Source organism: Methylocystis sp. (genome assembly GCF_021731785.1).
GTDB lineage: Bacteria > Pseudomonadota > Alphaproteobacteria > Rhizobiales > Beijerinckiaceae > Methylocystis.
In genome coordinates this window covers 1-13,612 of the sequence record NZ_JAKFWS010000158.1, presented here as the reverse complement: position 1 = coordinate 13,612, position 13,612 = coordinate 1, and the positions used below count along the sequence as shown (strand labels likewise).

Here is a 13,612-nt window from a genome sequence, read left to right as displayed (position 1 = left end):
GAAGCTCGCGCGGGGTCTTGTCCTGCGCCCAGGCGCGCAGGGCGTCGCGCACCTCGCCGGGCGCCGCCGGTATGTCCGAAAGCCCGCAGAGCGCGGCTTTGAAATACATGCCGGTGCCGCCGACGACAATTGGCGTCAGCTCCCGCGACTCCAGCTCGCGCAGCACGGTCGCGAAATCTTCGAGCCAGCGGCCGACGGAATAATTCCTCACGGCGTCGACGTGGCCGAAGAGAAGATGCGGCGCGGCGCTTTCCTCTTCGAGCGTCGGCCGCGCGGTGATGATCCGAAGGTCGCGGTAGACCTGCATCGAGTCGGCGTTGACGAGCGCGCCCCGCTTGCGGCGCGCGAGCGCCAGCGCCAGCGCGGACTTGCCCGAAGCCGTTGGACCTGCAATGAGAATGGCGCGCGCGCGCATGGCGCAATTGCCGCTGAAACGGTCGAGATGTCAAAGCCCATCGACTATGTCGCGACCTTTGTCGCCGGCCGGGGCGCTGGGCTCAATGAGCGAGCGGTGTCGAGCGCTCTCTTTGACGCCGGGCTGATCGACGCCGGACGCGACTGGCTGGCGCCAGATCTCGCCGTCGACGCGCTTTTGTCGGGGGCAGGGCATGATCTCGCCGACTTGCGCGCGCGTCTGCAGGCGGCGGTATCCGACGATCCGATCGACGTCATAGTTCAGCCGTCGACGGGGCGTCGCAAGCAGCTGCTCGTCGCTGACATGGATTCGACGATGATCGGACAGGAATGCGTCGACGAACTCGCCGACCTCGTCGGCTTGCGCGAACATGTCGCCGCGATCACCGAACGCGCCATGCGCGGCGAGGTTGATTTCGAAAGCGCCTTGAAGGAGCGGGTCGCGCTGCTCGCCGGGGTGACGCTCGCGCAAATCGAGACGCTGCTTGCGCGCATTACGCTGACCCCCGGCGCGCGCCAGCTTGTGCAGACCATGCGCGCGCATGGCGCCCATACGGCGCTTGTCTCTGGCGGCTTCACGCAGTTTACAGAGCCCGTCGCTGCGCGCATCGGCTTTCACGAGACGCGCGCCAATCTTCTCCAATTCGCTGACGGCGCGCTGACGGGCGCAGTCGTCGCGCCGGTGCTGGGCCGCGAAGCCAAGCGCGCGGTCCTCGTCGAATTGCGCGAGGCGTGCGCGTTGCCGCGAGACGCGACGTTGGCGATCGGCGACGGCGCAAATGATCTCGATATGCTGCGCGAGGCGGGGCTGGGGGTGGCCTTCCACGCCAAGCCGACAGTCGCGCAAGCGGCCGATGCGCGCATCGCTCACGGCGATCTGACGGCGGCGCTCTATGCGCAGGGATTTCGGCGGGAGGAGTTTGTGGAGTGACCCGGCGCCGTGGCGCCGGGGCAATTTTCAGTAACCGCGATAATAGACGTAGCGCGGCGCTTGAGAATAATAATATGCCGGACGAGGATAGTAGACCGGGTAATGACGGACACCATAATAGGGCCGCGGGTAATAGACCGGATAAACTCTCTGGCCGCCGCCCTGCTGGCCGGCTTTCTGCTTCTGGCTGTCGCCAGAGCCTTTCGCGTCCTGAGACGCGCTCTTGCTCTCCGAGCCGCCGTCGTTGAGATGGACCTTGAGTTCGATTGTTTGAGCAGTCGCCGCGCCGGAATACAAAAATGCGAGGGCGGCTGATGCAAGAATTGCACGAAACGTGGTTTTCATGACGCTCTCCTGAATATCTTCTATAAAATTCAGCGGCGCCGTTTGACTTCAACGCCGGGATCAAACTTGATCCGACGCCATCATAAAAGCGCACGTGCGCTTGTAAGTGCGCTCGCGCACGTGGCGCGCGCTGGCCCCGTCGCCGCATTCAAATCGCGACGATGTGACGAGGGCGCTCAATGCGCGGGGATTTCGGCAGGAGGAGGTTATGGAGCGATCTCCTGCTCATCCCTCCTCCATTTCGCTGAAATGGCGACGCCAATGCCCAGCATGCGACAAAAAATTGGGGGAAGACCCGAATCCAGCCCTCTCCCGCCAAGGCGGAGGAGGGCTGGGGAGGGGATCACTCTACCGGCAAGGCGACGAAATGCGCATCGCCCTGGCCGTTCGCGACGATCAGCAGCGCAGTCTTCTTGCCGTCGCTCTTCAGCGCCTTGACCTTCTTGACCACCTCCGCCGGATCGCTGACCGCTTCCTGATTGACCTCAAGCAGCACCTCTCCGGGCTGGAGTCGTTTCTCCGCCGCATCCGAGCGCGGATCGACCGCGGTGATGACGACGCCGCCTTTGACGGCGTCCTTGATCTGGTAACGCGCCCGCAACTCATCGGAGAGACGCGATAGTTCAAGCCCCAGCACGCTCTGCGACGATCCGCCGGCGCCGTCGGGCTTTTCTTTGTCGCCGTCTTTCGACGCGACTTTCTCGCCATCCTCGAGCCTGCCGAGCTTGACCGTCTTGGTTTGCTCCTTGCCGCCCCGCACGATGACGAGCTCGACATCCTTGCCGACCGGGGTCGCGGCGACGAGCTTGGGCAGGTCGCGCGACTCTTTGATCGGTTTGCCGTCGAATTTGACGATCACGTCGCCGACTTTCAGCCCGGCCGGCTTCGAGGGTCCCTTGTCGTCTATGCCGGCGACGAGCGCGCCGCGCGTCGCGCCGAGATTCAGCGTCTCGGCGATCCCGTCGTCGATATTCTGAATCCTGACCCCGAGCCAGCCGCGGCGGGTCTCGCCGAACGCTTGCAGCTGTTCAATGACGGGCTGAACCGTATTCGCCGGCGTCGCAAAGCCGATGCCGACCGAGCCGCCGGAGGGCGACAGGATCGCGGTGTTGATGCCGATGACTTCGCCGTCCATGTTGAACAGCGGTCCGCCGGAGTTCCCCTTGTTGATGGAGGCGTCGGTCTGAATGTAGTTGTCGTATGGACCGCTATCGATGTTGCGGTTGCGCGCCGAAACGATGCCGGCCGTCACTGATCCGCCGAGTCCGAACGGGTTGCCGACGGCGAGCACCCAGTCCCCCACTTTCGCCTTGTCACTGTCGCCAAATTTGACCGCTTTCAGCGGTTTTTCCGGCTTCACCTTCAGAACCGCCACGTCCACTTTCTGGTCCTTGCCCAAGACTTCCGCCTTGAGCTTCTGACCGTCGTTGAGGATCACCGTCACCTCATTGGCGTCGGCGATGACATGGTTGTTGGTGATCACGATTCCCGAGGGATCGATCACGAAACCGGAGCCAAGCGAACTTGCCCTGCGCTGACGCGGAATTTCGGGCACGCCTTGGCCGCGCCGCCGGAAAAATTCTTCGAATAGATCGTCGAAAGGCGCGCCGGGTCCGACTCCCGGCGGCAGGTTGGGGACGTCGTTACGGGAGCTCCGTTTCGCATCCACCGTAGTTGCAGAAATATTGACCACGGCGTCCGAGACCTGGGCGGAGAGTTCCGAAAGCGAGTCGGGACCTTTCGCCTGCGCCGGGGCGATGAAGAAGTAGATTACGGGCGCGGTCGCGAGGATCGTTCTCGCGGCGCGACGAAGTGCGGACGTCATGCGTTATGTCTCCTGTCGAGGGACAAGATATGCCCGGGCGCGGCTCAACGCACGCGCTTGCGGATCACTTTTTTTGGTTTCGCTCCGGTCCCAGCTGGTCCGCGGTCGGCGCGGCGCTCGCCTCCGGAGCTGAGAAAAAACGGAAGAATTCCGAACGCGGACTGATCAGGAAGCGCGTCTCGCCCGGCTTGAAGGCGCTTTCATAGGCTTGCATCGACCGGTAGAAGGCGAAGAAGTCGGGATCGCGGCCAAAAGCTTCGGCGAAGATGCGGTTGCGCTCTGCGTCGCCTTCGCCCTTGGTCTGGTCGGCCTGGCGCTGCGCTTCGGCTTTCAGCACGATGACGTCGCGATCGGCCTTGGCGGTGATCTTTTGCGCTTGCTCCGAACCCTGCGCGCGATATTCCGCAGCTTCGCGCTGGCGCTCGGTCTGCATGCGCCCGAAAACCTTTTCCGAGATCTGCTGCGGCAGATCGACCCGGCGAATGCGCGCATCGACAACCTCCACGCCGAATTTTCGCGCCTCGCGGTCCGCCTGCTCCTTGATCTTCACCATCAACCCGGCGCGCTCGTCGCGCACGATCTGCTGCTGGTTGGCTTCGCTCAGCACGCGGCGGACGGCGGAGTTCAACACCGAACCGAGCTGATTGTTCGCGCCCATGACGCTGTTGACGGTTTGATAAAAGCGCAATGCGTTGACGATGCGATAGCGGATGAAGCTGTCCACCTCGAGCCGCTGATTGTCCGCGGCGAGCACTTCGAGATTCGGACTTTCGACATCGAGTATGCGGTTGTCGAAGGTCACGACATTTTCGACAAGCGGAAGTTTGAAGTGAAGGCCCGGCTCGGTGATGAGTCCCCGCCCGGCCACAGGTTCGCCGAGCCGCAGCACTAGCGCCTGCTCGGTTTGCGACACGGTGAACAGGGCGCCGCCAAGTCCGATGACGGCAAGGAGCGCGGCGACGGCGAGCGTGAACAGAAGGCCGGACCTCATTTGCGGCCTCCCTGGAACGGCGCGAAAGCGGGCAGCGGCACGAAAGGCGTCACGCCGGCTCCGACTTTCGACGAATCGTCGAGTATGACCTTGTCCGCGCCGCCCAGCACACGCTCCATGGTTTCGATATAGAGACGCTGGCGGGTAATCGTCGGCGCGTTCTTATACTGGGCGTAAATCTGCTCGAATCGGGACGCCTGGCCGCGCGCCTCGGCGACGATCTGTTCGCGATAGGCTTCCGCCTCCTGCAGAATGCGCGCCGCGGCGCCGCGCGCCTCGGGCACCACACGGTTGGCGTAAGCTTCCGCCTCATTGCCGAGCCGCTGCAAATCCTGCTGGGCGGCGGTCACGTCGCGAAACGCGGCGATGACCTGCTGAGGCGGATCGACCGAGAGCAGCAGGACCTGCAGCACGAGCACGCCGCTGTGATATTCGTCGAGCACCTTTTGCATCAACGCCTGACTGGCGGGCTCGATCAACTTGCGATCGGCGGTAAGAATCTTTTGAATTTGCGTCTGGCCGACGATCTCGCGCATGGCGCTTTCAGCCACGGCCTTCACTGTTCCCGGCTGATTGGCGACGTTGAAGGCGTAATCTTCCGGCTTGGCCGGATCAATTTGCCAGATGACGCGAAACTTGACGTCGGCGATGTTCTCATCGCCCGTCAGCATCAGGCTTTCTTCCGGCGCTTCCGGCCCGCGCGGCGCCGCGGGCGAGCCGCGGCGTCGGCCGTCAACGATCGCCGGCTCCTCGCGGAAGCCGACGTCGGTGATGTTGCGGTCGGTGACGGCAAGCTTGATCACCGACCCTATCGGACCGGGAAGATTGTAGTTCAGGCCCGCCTGGGTTTTTCCCATATATTTGCCGAAGATCAGATTGAGGCCGATCTCGTTGGGTCCAACCGTGTAAAGGCCTGAAAGCAGCCATGCCAGCACGGCGACCAGCAGGAGGATGGCGAGGCCGCGTCCCCCAAATCCGCTCGGCAGAATCCGTTTGAGGCCTTCCTGGCTGCGGCGCAGCATCTCTTCGAGGTCCGGCGGCTGGCCGCCAGAGCCCTGTCCCCATGGACCTCCGGGCTGCCCCCACGGATTGTTATTTTGATTGCGCGGTCCGCCTTGATCGCTCCAGGGCATATCGTCTCGCAGAAGGAGATACCGCGGCGGTCGCCGCGTCGCCAATGTTATAGGGACTCGCGGGCGCTGCGGCAATGACGCGCCGCTGCGGCCGTCGGGCAAGGGAGAACAGAAATGATTCGCGATTTCAGCAATGTCGCGGCCAACGAGCGGACTTTTCTCGCATGGGTGCGCACCGGCGTCGCGGTGATTGCGCTGGGCTTCGTCATCGAGCGCTTCAATCTGTTTCTTCTGAGCATCGCCGGCGCGTTGGCGGAAAACGCCGACAGGCTGCGCATACATCGCTTCGACACCCCGGCAGGCCGCTATGGCGGGACCGCGCTCGTCGCTGCGGGCGTCACGCTCATCGTCATTTCGACCGTCCGCTTTATTCATACGGCGCGGCTGTTGTCGCGCGACGAGCCATACACGGCGCACGCGACGAGCGTCAGCCTATATGTCCTAGCTGTGTTGCTGCTCGGCGTCGCCGGGTTCAGCGCTTATCTCGCGATGACGTGAGCCTCATTTTTGATCCAGCCGCAAGGAGCCGTCCCAATCCAACGGGGGCGGCGCCGCCACGAAGGCGTCGATGCGAGCGATGAACGCGAGCGACGGCCCGTCGTTTGGAACAGCCTCGAGCGCTTGCGAAAAGGCGCGCCGCGCCGCTTCCCACGAACGCGCGCGATAGGCGGCAAGGCCGTCTGCAAAATGCGACCGCAATTCTCTTTGCTCGATCGTCAATAGGTCTTTGCGGCCGATGATTTCATAAATTCGTTCCGGTTCGCTCTGACCCGCCATCGCGACGAGATCGATCTCGCGCGTTTCGACAACGTCGGCCGCGCCCAGCGCGGTCGCCTCCGACACAAGGATCCGAGAGCCATAGATTTTGTTGGCGCTCTCCAGACGCGCGGCGAAGTTGGCGGTATCGCCGACCACCGTGTAATTCATCATCTGTTCGGAGCCGATGCTGCCGACAAGCGCCTCGCCGGTGGCGACGCCGATGCGCAAATCGAACGATATTGGCGCGTTGCGCATCCCGAGAAGTTCGGGAAAGGAGCCGCGCAGGCTCTCCAGCCGCGCGACCATGTCGAGCGCGGCAAGGCTTGCAAGACTCGTCTGTTCGCTGTCCTTGTTAAAGGGCGGACCCCAATAGGCCATGATCGCGTCGCCTATATATTTGTCGATGATCCCGTCGTTATCGCGAATCGGCGCCGACATTGTCGAGAAATATTGGTTGAGGATCTTCACCAGTCCTTGCGGCGTCATGCGCTCGCTCGTCGTGGTGAAGCCGGCGACGTCGCAAAAGAGAACGGTCATGACGCGGCGATGACCCTCGGCGGCAAGCATTGGCGCGTCGATCAGATCCTGGACGATGCGCGGATCAATATATTTTCCGAACGTGTCGAGGATGCGCTTCTTCAATCGAAGCTGTTCCACCATACGATTGAAAGCGGCAGTGAGATAGCCGATCTCGTCTCGCGTCGTGATCGCGATCACTTCGTCAAGCTGTCCCGCTTCGACTGCGCGCGCGCCTTCGAGGAGTCGGCGCACCGGAACGGTGACGCCATTGCTGACCAAGATCGAGAAAACGACGCCGAGAGCCGCCGCGAACAAGGTCAGAGCGGCGGCGACGATCATCACCTGTGGGCGCGGGCCATGATCTCGCCGTCGGCTTGCAGCAGTGCGAGCATGTCGCTGCGTATCGAGTCGAGACTGCGATTGACGTCGTCCCGGAACTCGTCGACTCGCTCCATACTTTGAGATGCAGCGCGCGCATTTTTGGCTTTGAGCGCGCTGAGCAGCCGGTCGATCTCTTCGTTGAGATAGTGCCGCGATCCCTTTAGGAGGTCGTCGAGACGGCTGTCGATGCGCACCAGCGCCGCCTCGTCGCCGAAAGTATCGCCCTTCTGGATAAGTCCGCCGATCAGGACGCGGGCGGCGCGAATTTCCTCCTCGACGGCGTGGCCCTTGGCGTTAAGGGTTTCTCTGAGCGTTTCGAATTTCTCGGCGTTATTCAGCGATTCCAATTGCATAATGACCATTCGCCGCAGCGTCAACGCTCGCTCAAGCGATCGAATATTTGCGCGCGCAAGATCGCCATAGGCGGGGATGTAGTTCGCCGAGAGGTCGGTGAAATGAGCGGAGACGCGTCGGACCATGACCATGGAAAGGACCGAGGCGGCAGTCATCAGGAGGATGAGCGCCAAGGCGATTCCCGAGATTTTTCGCTTTATCGAAAGGGAGAACCCCGGCAGAGCAAGAAACTGCGACATTCATGTTTCCGAACTATTTTGAGTTGCCGTAGGACGCCGCTGCTTTTTCCCGCCGTATTAGCCCAATCCTTACTCCGTCTGGCGCTCTAGGCTCTATCAGGCATTTTGCCCCGGTCAGCCCGTCGGCAAATGAATATGGGCGTGTGCGAAGGCGCCTCCGATGCGAGGCGCCGCATTGAAGGTTGGCGGCTAAGGCGCGTCTCTGCAAGCAAGCTAATGGGCGCAGCGACGCGCTGGATAAGCGTCGCCAGTTAAGGCAGGCTTGGGCCGATCATGTCGAACCTGGCGTCGAGCCTACCATTGGCGACGAACTCGACATGATGCTACGGAAAAAGGCGCGTGGGAAGTGAACGAACCTTTTCGCACTCCTCGATTAGATTGAAGCTTTGCGCTAACGGTTCGCCTTCAGTTCACAAATTCGTTCGTGCAGCGATAAATGGAGACAGGAGATGCGGCATTCTCTTACACGCAGACTTCTTGCGGAATTTCTTGGGACTTTTTGGCTCGTCTTCGGCGGCTGCGGCAGCGCCGTAATATCCGCCGGTTTTCCGCAGCTCGGCATTGGCTTTCTCGGCGTGGCGCTGGCCTTCGGGCTCACGGTCCTGACGGGCGCTTACGCCTTCGGCCCCGTTTCCGGCGGCCATTTCAATCCGGCGGTGACGCTCGGCGTCACAATATCTGGCCGCTTTTCCTGGAAGGAGCTCGGACCCTATTGGGTTGTGCAGCTTCTTGGCGCGACATTCGCGGCGTTCGTGTTGCTCAAGATCGCGCAAGGCAACATCGATTTTTCGCTCGCTAACGGCTTTGCCGCCAATGGCTATGACGAGCATTCGCCCAACGGCTACACGTGGCAGTCGGGCCTTCTTGCCGAAATCGTCCTGACGGCCTTTTTCCTGCTTGTCATCTTGGGAACGACCGAAGGCCGCGCGCCGGTCGGCTTTGCGCCGATCGCCATCGGACTGGCGTTGACGCTGATCCATCTGGTTGACATCCCCATCACCAACGCTTCCGTGAATCCTGCGCGCTCGACCAGCCAGGCGCTGTTCGTTGGCGGATGGGCGCTCGAACAGCTTTGGCTATTCTGGGTCGCGCCGCTGTTCGGCGGCGTCATCGGGGGACTCCTCCATCGGTTCACTCTCGCCGATCACTGAACGCGACGCGACGATAGGTTGGTCGGACTGGGACGAATTCATTGCCATAGCTTCGCGGCGCCACGAAGTTATGGCTTTTCCTATCAACGCGAAGTCGCAGCTCTGCCGCCGTCGCGTCCGAAGCGCCAATCGGCCAAGCCGCACGCCCTTGACGAAGATGACAATCGCACTCGGCCTTGCGCGCCTTTTCGCTAACCCGCCGCCCTAATCCATGAATCTGCTCTGCTCTAAGCCGCGATCAATTTTCATAATTATGCCGGCCGAGTAAAGCTGGCGGAGACGGTGGGATTCGAACCCACGATAGGGTTTCCCCTATAACGATTTAGCAAACCGTCGCCTTCAGCCTCTCGGCCACGTCTCCAAGCTTCCGCGGTTATCCGCGGAACGGCGAACGACATATGGCAAAGGTCTGGCGCGATGGCAAGCGAGGCGCCTTTGGCCGTTCACTGGCGGAGGAGGCCCCGACGCCACGCGCTCGCCATATCTCCTGGGTAGAATTTAATAAGCTGACGGTTCGCCGTCGCGAGCGAACGCCCCGACCTCGGATGTAAAGGCGGGGCGTTTTCGCTTCGGACGGCAGCACGCCGATGATTGGCGTTGCGGAAAGAGAGAGGCGGGCCGTGAAGAGCCCGCCTGAGTTGGCGGCAGGCGGCCGCTGCTTGGAAGCGGCGCCTGCTGCGTGACGCACGATCTGAGTGCGCAACCTCTGTAGCAGAGCCGGGTCTTCGCTTCTTTGCCGCAACGTGTCTCGAGTGTTGCCGGAACCGCCGCCGGCGGCGCCCGGGTCAAATGTCGGTTTCGCTAGGCGCTCGCGAATGAGTCTCTGGTTCGCGCGCCTCGCGAGAGGCGACATGCGACGCTCTTGCGGCGTCGCGCTCCAAAACGAGCGTCGGCTCAGGCGCATGAGGCCAGAGCGCGATTACTCGACACAGCGCGCATGCGCGCCTGTCCTGAGGTCCGTCAGGTGGGCGGTGACGCGCTCGCCATTATCGAGGCGCAGGCTGACGATCGTATTGAAAAATCCCCAGCGGGAGTCGGTTTTCATCGGATATGAACGACCCCCAGCGACATAGAAGCAATAGGTGCTGTATTGCGGATTTGCTCTTAACGAAATCGAACAATGAATCGCATAGCGCAGCGGCGCGCAGGTTAATGCCACGTCTTTTGACGGCAGCATGAAATTGTTGGCGCTCATCGCCCCCGCAACGGCCGGTCCCGAAGTCTTGCTCAAGGCCGCACCGACCGCCATGGCCGCTGACATCTTTCGAAAAGACATGTTTCGCATGTGAGGCTCCAAGCAGATCCTCGATCGGATATCGCGCCGAGTCGATGGTCAACTGCGCAGTCGAGATCGCGCCAGCGTCGCTTCCGCGACGCATTCCGCCCCAGAACGTCCAGACAAGACGTCGCTGCGCTCGGACTCGCAAAACCAACGGCGCTGAGGCCTCCAGCGTTCCAGATTTATGCTAAAGTCGCATACGGCGCGCCTCGCGCCGGGCAAGCCAGCCCGAGGAGGCGATGATGAAAAATGCAATATGCTCCTGCGTCCCGCCGCCGGTGGGGTGGAGCGCCAACCGGCACACGCATCCTGCAGTCGCTCAAGCGATCTTCGCATTGTCCAACGGCAATCGAAGCCCCGAAGCGATTTGGGAGACGCCGACGGCGGAAGAATGGCGCAAGATTTCGGAGCTCGTGGTTGAATATGTCGAAGACGGGGATTTCGCCTTCGACAATGGCAAATTCGCCTGGGGACCACACGAAACGCTTCGCGTATGGCCGGCGCGCGGCGATGGTTGATCGCCAACCAGCCGCAGTTGATCAGTATGGCGGGAACATCGGCGGCGGCGCGAAGGGATGGGGCATAAAGCCATTGAGTTCCCGGGCGAATTGACGTTGGCGCGGCGCCGGAGCGCGCGGTTGCCCTTGCGCGCTCCCCAGAATTTCGCCGCTCTCGGTGACGACGACCCAACGACCGGCGCGCTCCCGGATTGCAATGACGCGTCCGACGCCGGGCACGATCTCCCCCGGTTCGACGCCGATCATGCCGCTGTCCGATTCAATAAGCGCGGCGCCCTGATAAACGTCACGCACCCTGTAGCCGCTCACGACTTTCGCGGCCGGCGCGATCGTCTGGACGGGCGTCATGTCAATCTTTGCGCTCTCGTTTTTTGCGCTGTCGTTCTTGACGCTTTCGTTCTTGGCGGCGCGAGCGAGTTTCGAATCCGGCTTTTCGGGCGCCGCAGCGCTGGCGGCCGCCTTGTTTTCCACAGTAGGCGGCGGCGCGCTTGCGGCCTTTGCGCTGAGATGTTCGGCCTGTTGCCGTTTCTCCACGGCGTCTAGTTTCGTGCGCAGCTCCTGCACTTCGCCTTGGAGCGCAGCGATTCGGCTCTTCGTCGCTTCGTCCAGCGCCGGGATCGCGACCTGCTGGGGCGCCCGCGCCTCGACTTTCTGAGCGACCGCTTCCTTGGGCCGGTCGGGCGGATAAAAACGCGTAGCGGCCAACCCGGCGAGACCGATCAACGCCGCGATCAGACCATAGCGAAGCGGCCGGCGCCGGCGGCGATCGATGACGATCTCGACCGGCAGTTTTGCTGGCGAGTCGTTTCTGTTCGGCTGCCGCGGCTCCGGCGGAATGATGAGGTCGTTCATGCGCGAAATCCCACCTTCGGAAACGAAGGACGTCTGAACGCTGCGCCTCAATCGCGGCGAAATGTCGTCAAAAGGCGTGTCGAAGTCGCAGAGCGGCGCGGAGTCAATCGCTTGTCGACTATTTGACGGGATAGGGGGCGGGCCTGGCGAGAGGCGGGGGACCCGGCGAAGCCGTGATCACTGTCAGGAATCTCTCGACGAAGCACCGCGAATCATATGGCTCGACGCCCCGGTTGCAATCGGGATCGGGAATATAGAGCGGGGGTTGAAGCCTGTCGGAGAGCGCGGTGCAGACAGGGTCCGTATACGGGCTCCCGACGTTATTCAAGACGATCGGGTGGCCGCATGGGTCGACGGCCGGCCCCGCGCCTGCCGGCATCGAGGGGATTGCGCGCCTCTGTTTCGCATAGGCGGCGCCGGACAGCGCAGCGGCGAAGATGGCGATGGCCAGGGCGACTCTTTTGAGGAGGCCGCGCCATAGGCTTGGAGATTGAATTCGCTGACCGCGCGCGGCCGAGACCTTGAGGCGAGCGCCGCTCAGCGGGATTGTCATGACGTTCCTCTCAAAATTCTGCGCCGGTCAGGGTCGGCGCGGCCATTTCAACCATTATAGCCGACATTGAATCGCGCCTCGTCAAGATCAGCCGGCATTTGGCCGGCGTTCCTTGGAGACGGCGCGCGCGCTGGCGGACCCGCGATCTGCGTCGTCGGCGCGGCCGAAGGCGCGCGCCTGGCTCGGCTATTGTGGCGCGACTGCCACAGTCGCCCAGAAAGCGCATCACGGCGCCCGAAAACCGGTCATATCCTTTGACTGTGTAACAAGTTTCTTTCTACCAACGAGGCCTCAGGCGAATCTCGCCAAGCGCTGAAATTGATAACCTCATTAAGGAGGAAGGTACATGAAAAAGGCAATATTTGCTGCCGCGGCCTCAGTGCTGATAGCCGGATCGGCCATGGCCGCCGACCTTCCGTCTTACAAGGCCCCGCCGCCCCCGCCGCCGCCGCCGATCATGACGTGGACCGGCTTATACGGCGGTCTTAACTTCGGTGTGGGTTTTTACTCCGGCAATTCCTCCAATGCGTGGGGCGCGGGCTGGAACAATCATGGCGGCAGCCGCGCGGGCGTCGTCGGCGGCGGCCAGATCGGCTACAACTTCCAGGTCACGCCGATGTTCGTGATTGGCGCTGAGACCGACTTCCAGGGCACGAGCATCGGCTCTGGCGCCGGCGGCAACAGCTTTGGCTGGTTGTTCGGCTTGCCCCCGGTAACGACGGCCACCTTGAACTGGTTCGGCACGGTTCGCGGCCGCGTCGGCGTCTCGCTGTTGAACTCTAAGATTCTGGTCTACGGCACGGGCGGCTTCGCCTATGGCGAAGTGCGGCGCAATGGCTGGTGGAACCAGAACAGCGCCGTGCAGACGGGCTGGACGGCCGGCGGCGGCGCCGAGTGGATGGTCATTCCGAACTGGTCGCTCAAGCTCGAATATCTGTATACGCAGATCAGCGGCACCGGGAACAACAACGGGGGCTGGCTCTTCAACCCGGGCTGGGGCCTCAACAGCACCAACAACCGCACGCGCTTCCATACGATCCGCGCGGGCGTGAACTATCACTTCAACTTCGGTTCTCCGGCGCCGGTGCTGGCGAAATATTGATCGATCGCGCGAGCCCGATTGATCCAGAAAAGCCCAGCCCTCCAGCTGGGCTTTTTTCGTTGCCCGCGGAGTATTTGATCAGCGTGCGGCCAAGGGCTGGAAATCGGCGGGAATTGGCGTTCCCAGTTTTGTTCTGAAGTGGCGCGCCCAAGGGGATTCGAACCCCTGTTTTCGCCGTGAAAGGGCGACGTCCTAGGCCTCTAGACGATGGGCGCGGGCCTCGCGGCCGCATGGCGGCGCGACGGCTGTATAGAGGCGCTGACGGC

General features: G+C 62.3%; 15 protein-coding genes and 2 tRNA genes. 5 read left to right on the top strand and 12 right to left on the bottom strand.

Translation table 11 applies throughout. The annotated features are described in order from the left end of the window. The coding region (locus tag QZ964_RS19990) for an isopentenyl transferase family protein (protein ID WP_292533844.1) at nucleotides 1-415 on the bottom strand (415 nt) is incomplete at its 3' end. A 27-nt stretch (nucleotides 416-442) separates the two neighbouring features. Between QZ964_RS19990 and serB the strand changes: the two genes are divergently transcribed. After that, entirely contained in the window at nucleotides 443-1,345 is a 903-nt protein-coding gene (gene serB, locus QZ964_RS19985; protein WP_292533842.1) for a phosphoserine phosphatase SerB, read from the top strand. 27 nt (nucleotides 1,346-1,372) lie between these two features. Here serB and QZ964_RS19980 read toward each other — a convergent pair whose 3' ends face one another. From QZ964_RS19980 to hflK, 4 genes are all read right to left on the bottom strand, one after another. Then, nucleotides 1,373-1,690 carry a hypothetical protein gene (locus QZ964_RS19980; protein WP_292533840.1) on the bottom strand — a complete coding sequence of 106 codons (318 nt, stop codon included), beginning with the start codon at nucleotides 1,688-1,690 and terminating at the stop codon, nucleotides 1,373-1,375. A gap of 343 nt (nucleotides 1,691-2,033) precedes the next feature. Beyond that, nucleotides 2,034-3,515, bottom strand: coding sequence for a DegQ family serine endoprotease (locus QZ964_RS19975; RefSeq protein ID WP_292533838.1), 1,482 nt, complete (start codon nucleotides 3,513-3,515; stop codon nucleotides 2,034-2,036). A gap of 64 nt (nucleotides 3,516-3,579) precedes the next feature. Continuing rightward, nucleotides 3,580-4,506 (bottom strand): protease modulator HflC, encoded by a 927-nt coding sequence (gene hflC / locus QZ964_RS19970; RefSeq protein WP_292533836.1) that lies wholly within the window; start codon nucleotides 4,504-4,506, stop codon nucleotides 3,580-3,582. Continuing rightward, entirely contained in the window at nucleotides 4,503-5,639 is a 1,137-nt protein-coding gene (gene hflK / locus QZ964_RS19965; RefSeq protein WP_292533835.1) for an FtsH protease activity modulator HflK, read from the bottom strand. The genes hflC and hflK overlap by 4 nt, the downstream gene beginning before the upstream one ends. Nucleotides 5,640-5,753: 114 nt before the next feature. On the opposite strand from hflK, the gene QZ964_RS19960 reads away from it, so the two are divergent. Further along, nucleotides 5,754-6,137: a DUF202 domain-containing protein gene (locus tag QZ964_RS19960; RefSeq protein ID WP_292533834.1), complete on the top strand. Its 384-nt coding sequence runs from the start codon at nucleotides 5,754-5,756 to the stop codon at nucleotides 6,135-6,137. A 3-nt stretch (nucleotides 6,138-6,140) separates the two neighbouring features. On the opposite strand, the gene QZ964_RS21655 is transcribed toward QZ964_RS19960, so the two are convergent. Beyond that, on the bottom strand, nucleotides 6,141-7,256 hold the full coding sequence (locus QZ964_RS21655) for an adenylate/guanylate cyclase domain-containing protein (protein WP_367119304.1): 1,116 nt from the start codon (nucleotides 7,254-7,256) through the stop codon (nucleotides 6,141-6,143). Next, a complete protein-coding gene (locus QZ964_RS21650) occupies nucleotides 7,256-7,891 on the bottom strand; it encodes a hypothetical protein (RefSeq protein ID WP_367119303.1) in 636 nt (211 codons plus the stop codon). The genes QZ964_RS21655 and QZ964_RS21650 overlap by 1 nt, the downstream gene beginning before the upstream one ends. Nucleotides 7,892-8,340: 449 nt before the next feature. Here QZ964_RS21650 and aqpZ point away from each other — a divergent pair, with 449 nt between their 5' ends. Next, a complete protein-coding gene (gene aqpZ, locus QZ964_RS19950) occupies nucleotides 8,341-9,042 on the top strand; it encodes an aquaporin Z (RefSeq protein ID WP_292533833.1) in 702 nt (233 codons plus the stop codon). A gap of 271 nt (nucleotides 9,043-9,313) precedes the next feature. On the opposite strand, the gene QZ964_RS19945 is transcribed toward aqpZ, so the two are convergent. Further along, nucleotides 9,314-9,403: transfer RNA gene (locus QZ964_RS19945), tRNA-Ser, on the bottom strand. 558 nt (nucleotides 9,404-9,961) lie between these two features. After that, nucleotides 9,962-10,273: a hypothetical protein gene (locus QZ964_RS19940; RefSeq protein WP_292533832.1), complete on the bottom strand. Its 312-nt coding sequence runs from the start codon at nucleotides 10,271-10,273 to the stop codon at nucleotides 9,962-9,964. A 290-nt stretch (nucleotides 10,274-10,563) separates the two neighbouring features. Between QZ964_RS19940 and QZ964_RS19935 the strand changes: the two genes are divergently transcribed. After that, entirely contained in the window at nucleotides 10,564-10,839 is a 276-nt protein-coding gene (locus QZ964_RS19935; protein WP_292533831.1) for a hypothetical protein, read from the top strand. 21 nt (nucleotides 10,840-10,860) lie between these two features. On the opposite strand, the gene QZ964_RS19930 is transcribed toward QZ964_RS19935, so the two are convergent. Beyond that, nucleotides 10,861-11,691: a hypothetical protein gene (locus QZ964_RS19930; protein WP_292533830.1), complete on the bottom strand. Its 831-nt coding sequence runs from the start codon at nucleotides 11,689-11,691 to the stop codon at nucleotides 10,861-10,863. 118 nt (nucleotides 11,692-11,809) lie between these two features. Then, complete coding sequence (locus QZ964_RS19925) at nucleotides 11,810-12,244, bottom strand: hypothetical protein (protein ID WP_292533829.1); 435 nt, start codon at nucleotides 12,242-12,244, stop codon at nucleotides 11,810-11,812. A 346-nt stretch (nucleotides 12,245-12,590) separates the two neighbouring features. On the opposite strand from QZ964_RS19925, the gene QZ964_RS19920 reads away from it, so the two are divergent. Further along, complete coding sequence (locus tag QZ964_RS19920) at nucleotides 12,591-13,346, top strand: outer membrane beta-barrel protein (RefSeq protein ID WP_292533828.1); 756 nt, start codon at nucleotides 12,591-12,593, stop codon at nucleotides 13,344-13,346. Between the two features lie 139 nt (nucleotides 13,347-13,485). Here the strand turns inward: QZ964_RS19920 and QZ964_RS19915 are convergent. Further along, nucleotides 13,486-13,561, bottom strand: a tRNA-Glu gene (locus tag QZ964_RS19915). Nucleotides 13,562-13,612 lie beyond the last annotated feature (51 nt).

Excerpts from the sequence above, each read along its gene's own strand:
- serB (WP_292533842.1), top strand. The coding sequence starts at position 443 with ATGTCAAAGCCCATCGACTATGTCGCGACCTTTGTCGCCGGCCGGGGC.
- QZ964_RS19980 (WP_292533840.1), bottom strand. The coding sequence starts at position 1,690 with ATGAAAACCACGTTTCGTGCAATTCTTGCATCAGCCGCCCTCGCATTT.
- QZ964_RS19975 (WP_292533838.1), bottom strand. The coding sequence starts at position 3,515 with ATGACGTCCGCACTTCGTCGCGCCGCGAGAACGATCCTCGCGACCGCG.
- hflC (WP_292533836.1), bottom strand. The coding sequence starts at position 4,506 with ATGAGGTCCGGCCTTCTGTTCACGCTCGCCGTCGCCGCGCTCCTTGCC.
- hflK (WP_292533835.1), bottom strand. The coding sequence starts at position 5,639 with ATGCCCTGGAGCGATCAAGGCGGACCGCGCAATCAAAATAACAATCCG.
- QZ964_RS19960 (WP_292533834.1), top strand. The coding sequence starts at position 5,754 with ATGATTCGCGATTTCAGCAATGTCGCGGCCAACGAGCGGACTTTTCTC.
- QZ964_RS21655 (WP_367119304.1), bottom strand. The coding sequence starts at position 7,256 with ATGATCGTCGCCGCCGCTCTGACCTTGTTCGCGGCGGCTCTCGGCGTC.
- QZ964_RS21650 (WP_367119303.1), bottom strand. The coding sequence starts at position 7,891 with ATGTCGCAGTTTCTTGCTCTGCCGGGGTTCTCCCTTTCGATAAAGCGA.
- aqpZ (WP_292533833.1), top strand. The coding sequence starts at position 8,341 with ATGCGGCATTCTCTTACACGCAGACTTCTTGCGGAATTTCTTGGGACT.
- QZ964_RS19935 (WP_292533831.1), top strand. The coding sequence starts at position 10,564 with ATGAAAAATGCAATATGCTCCTGCGTCCCGCCGCCGGTGGGGTGGAGC.
- QZ964_RS19930 (WP_292533830.1), bottom strand. The coding sequence starts at position 11,691 with ATGAACGACCTCATCATTCCGCCGGAGCCGCGGCAGCCGAACAGAAAC.
- QZ964_RS19925 (WP_292533829.1), bottom strand. The coding sequence starts at position 12,244 with ATGACAATCCCGCTGAGCGGCGCTCGCCTCAAGGTCTCGGCCGCGCGC.
- QZ964_RS19920 (WP_292533828.1), top strand. The coding sequence starts at position 12,591 with ATGAAAAAGGCAATATTTGCTGCCGCGGCCTCAGTGCTGATAGCCGGA.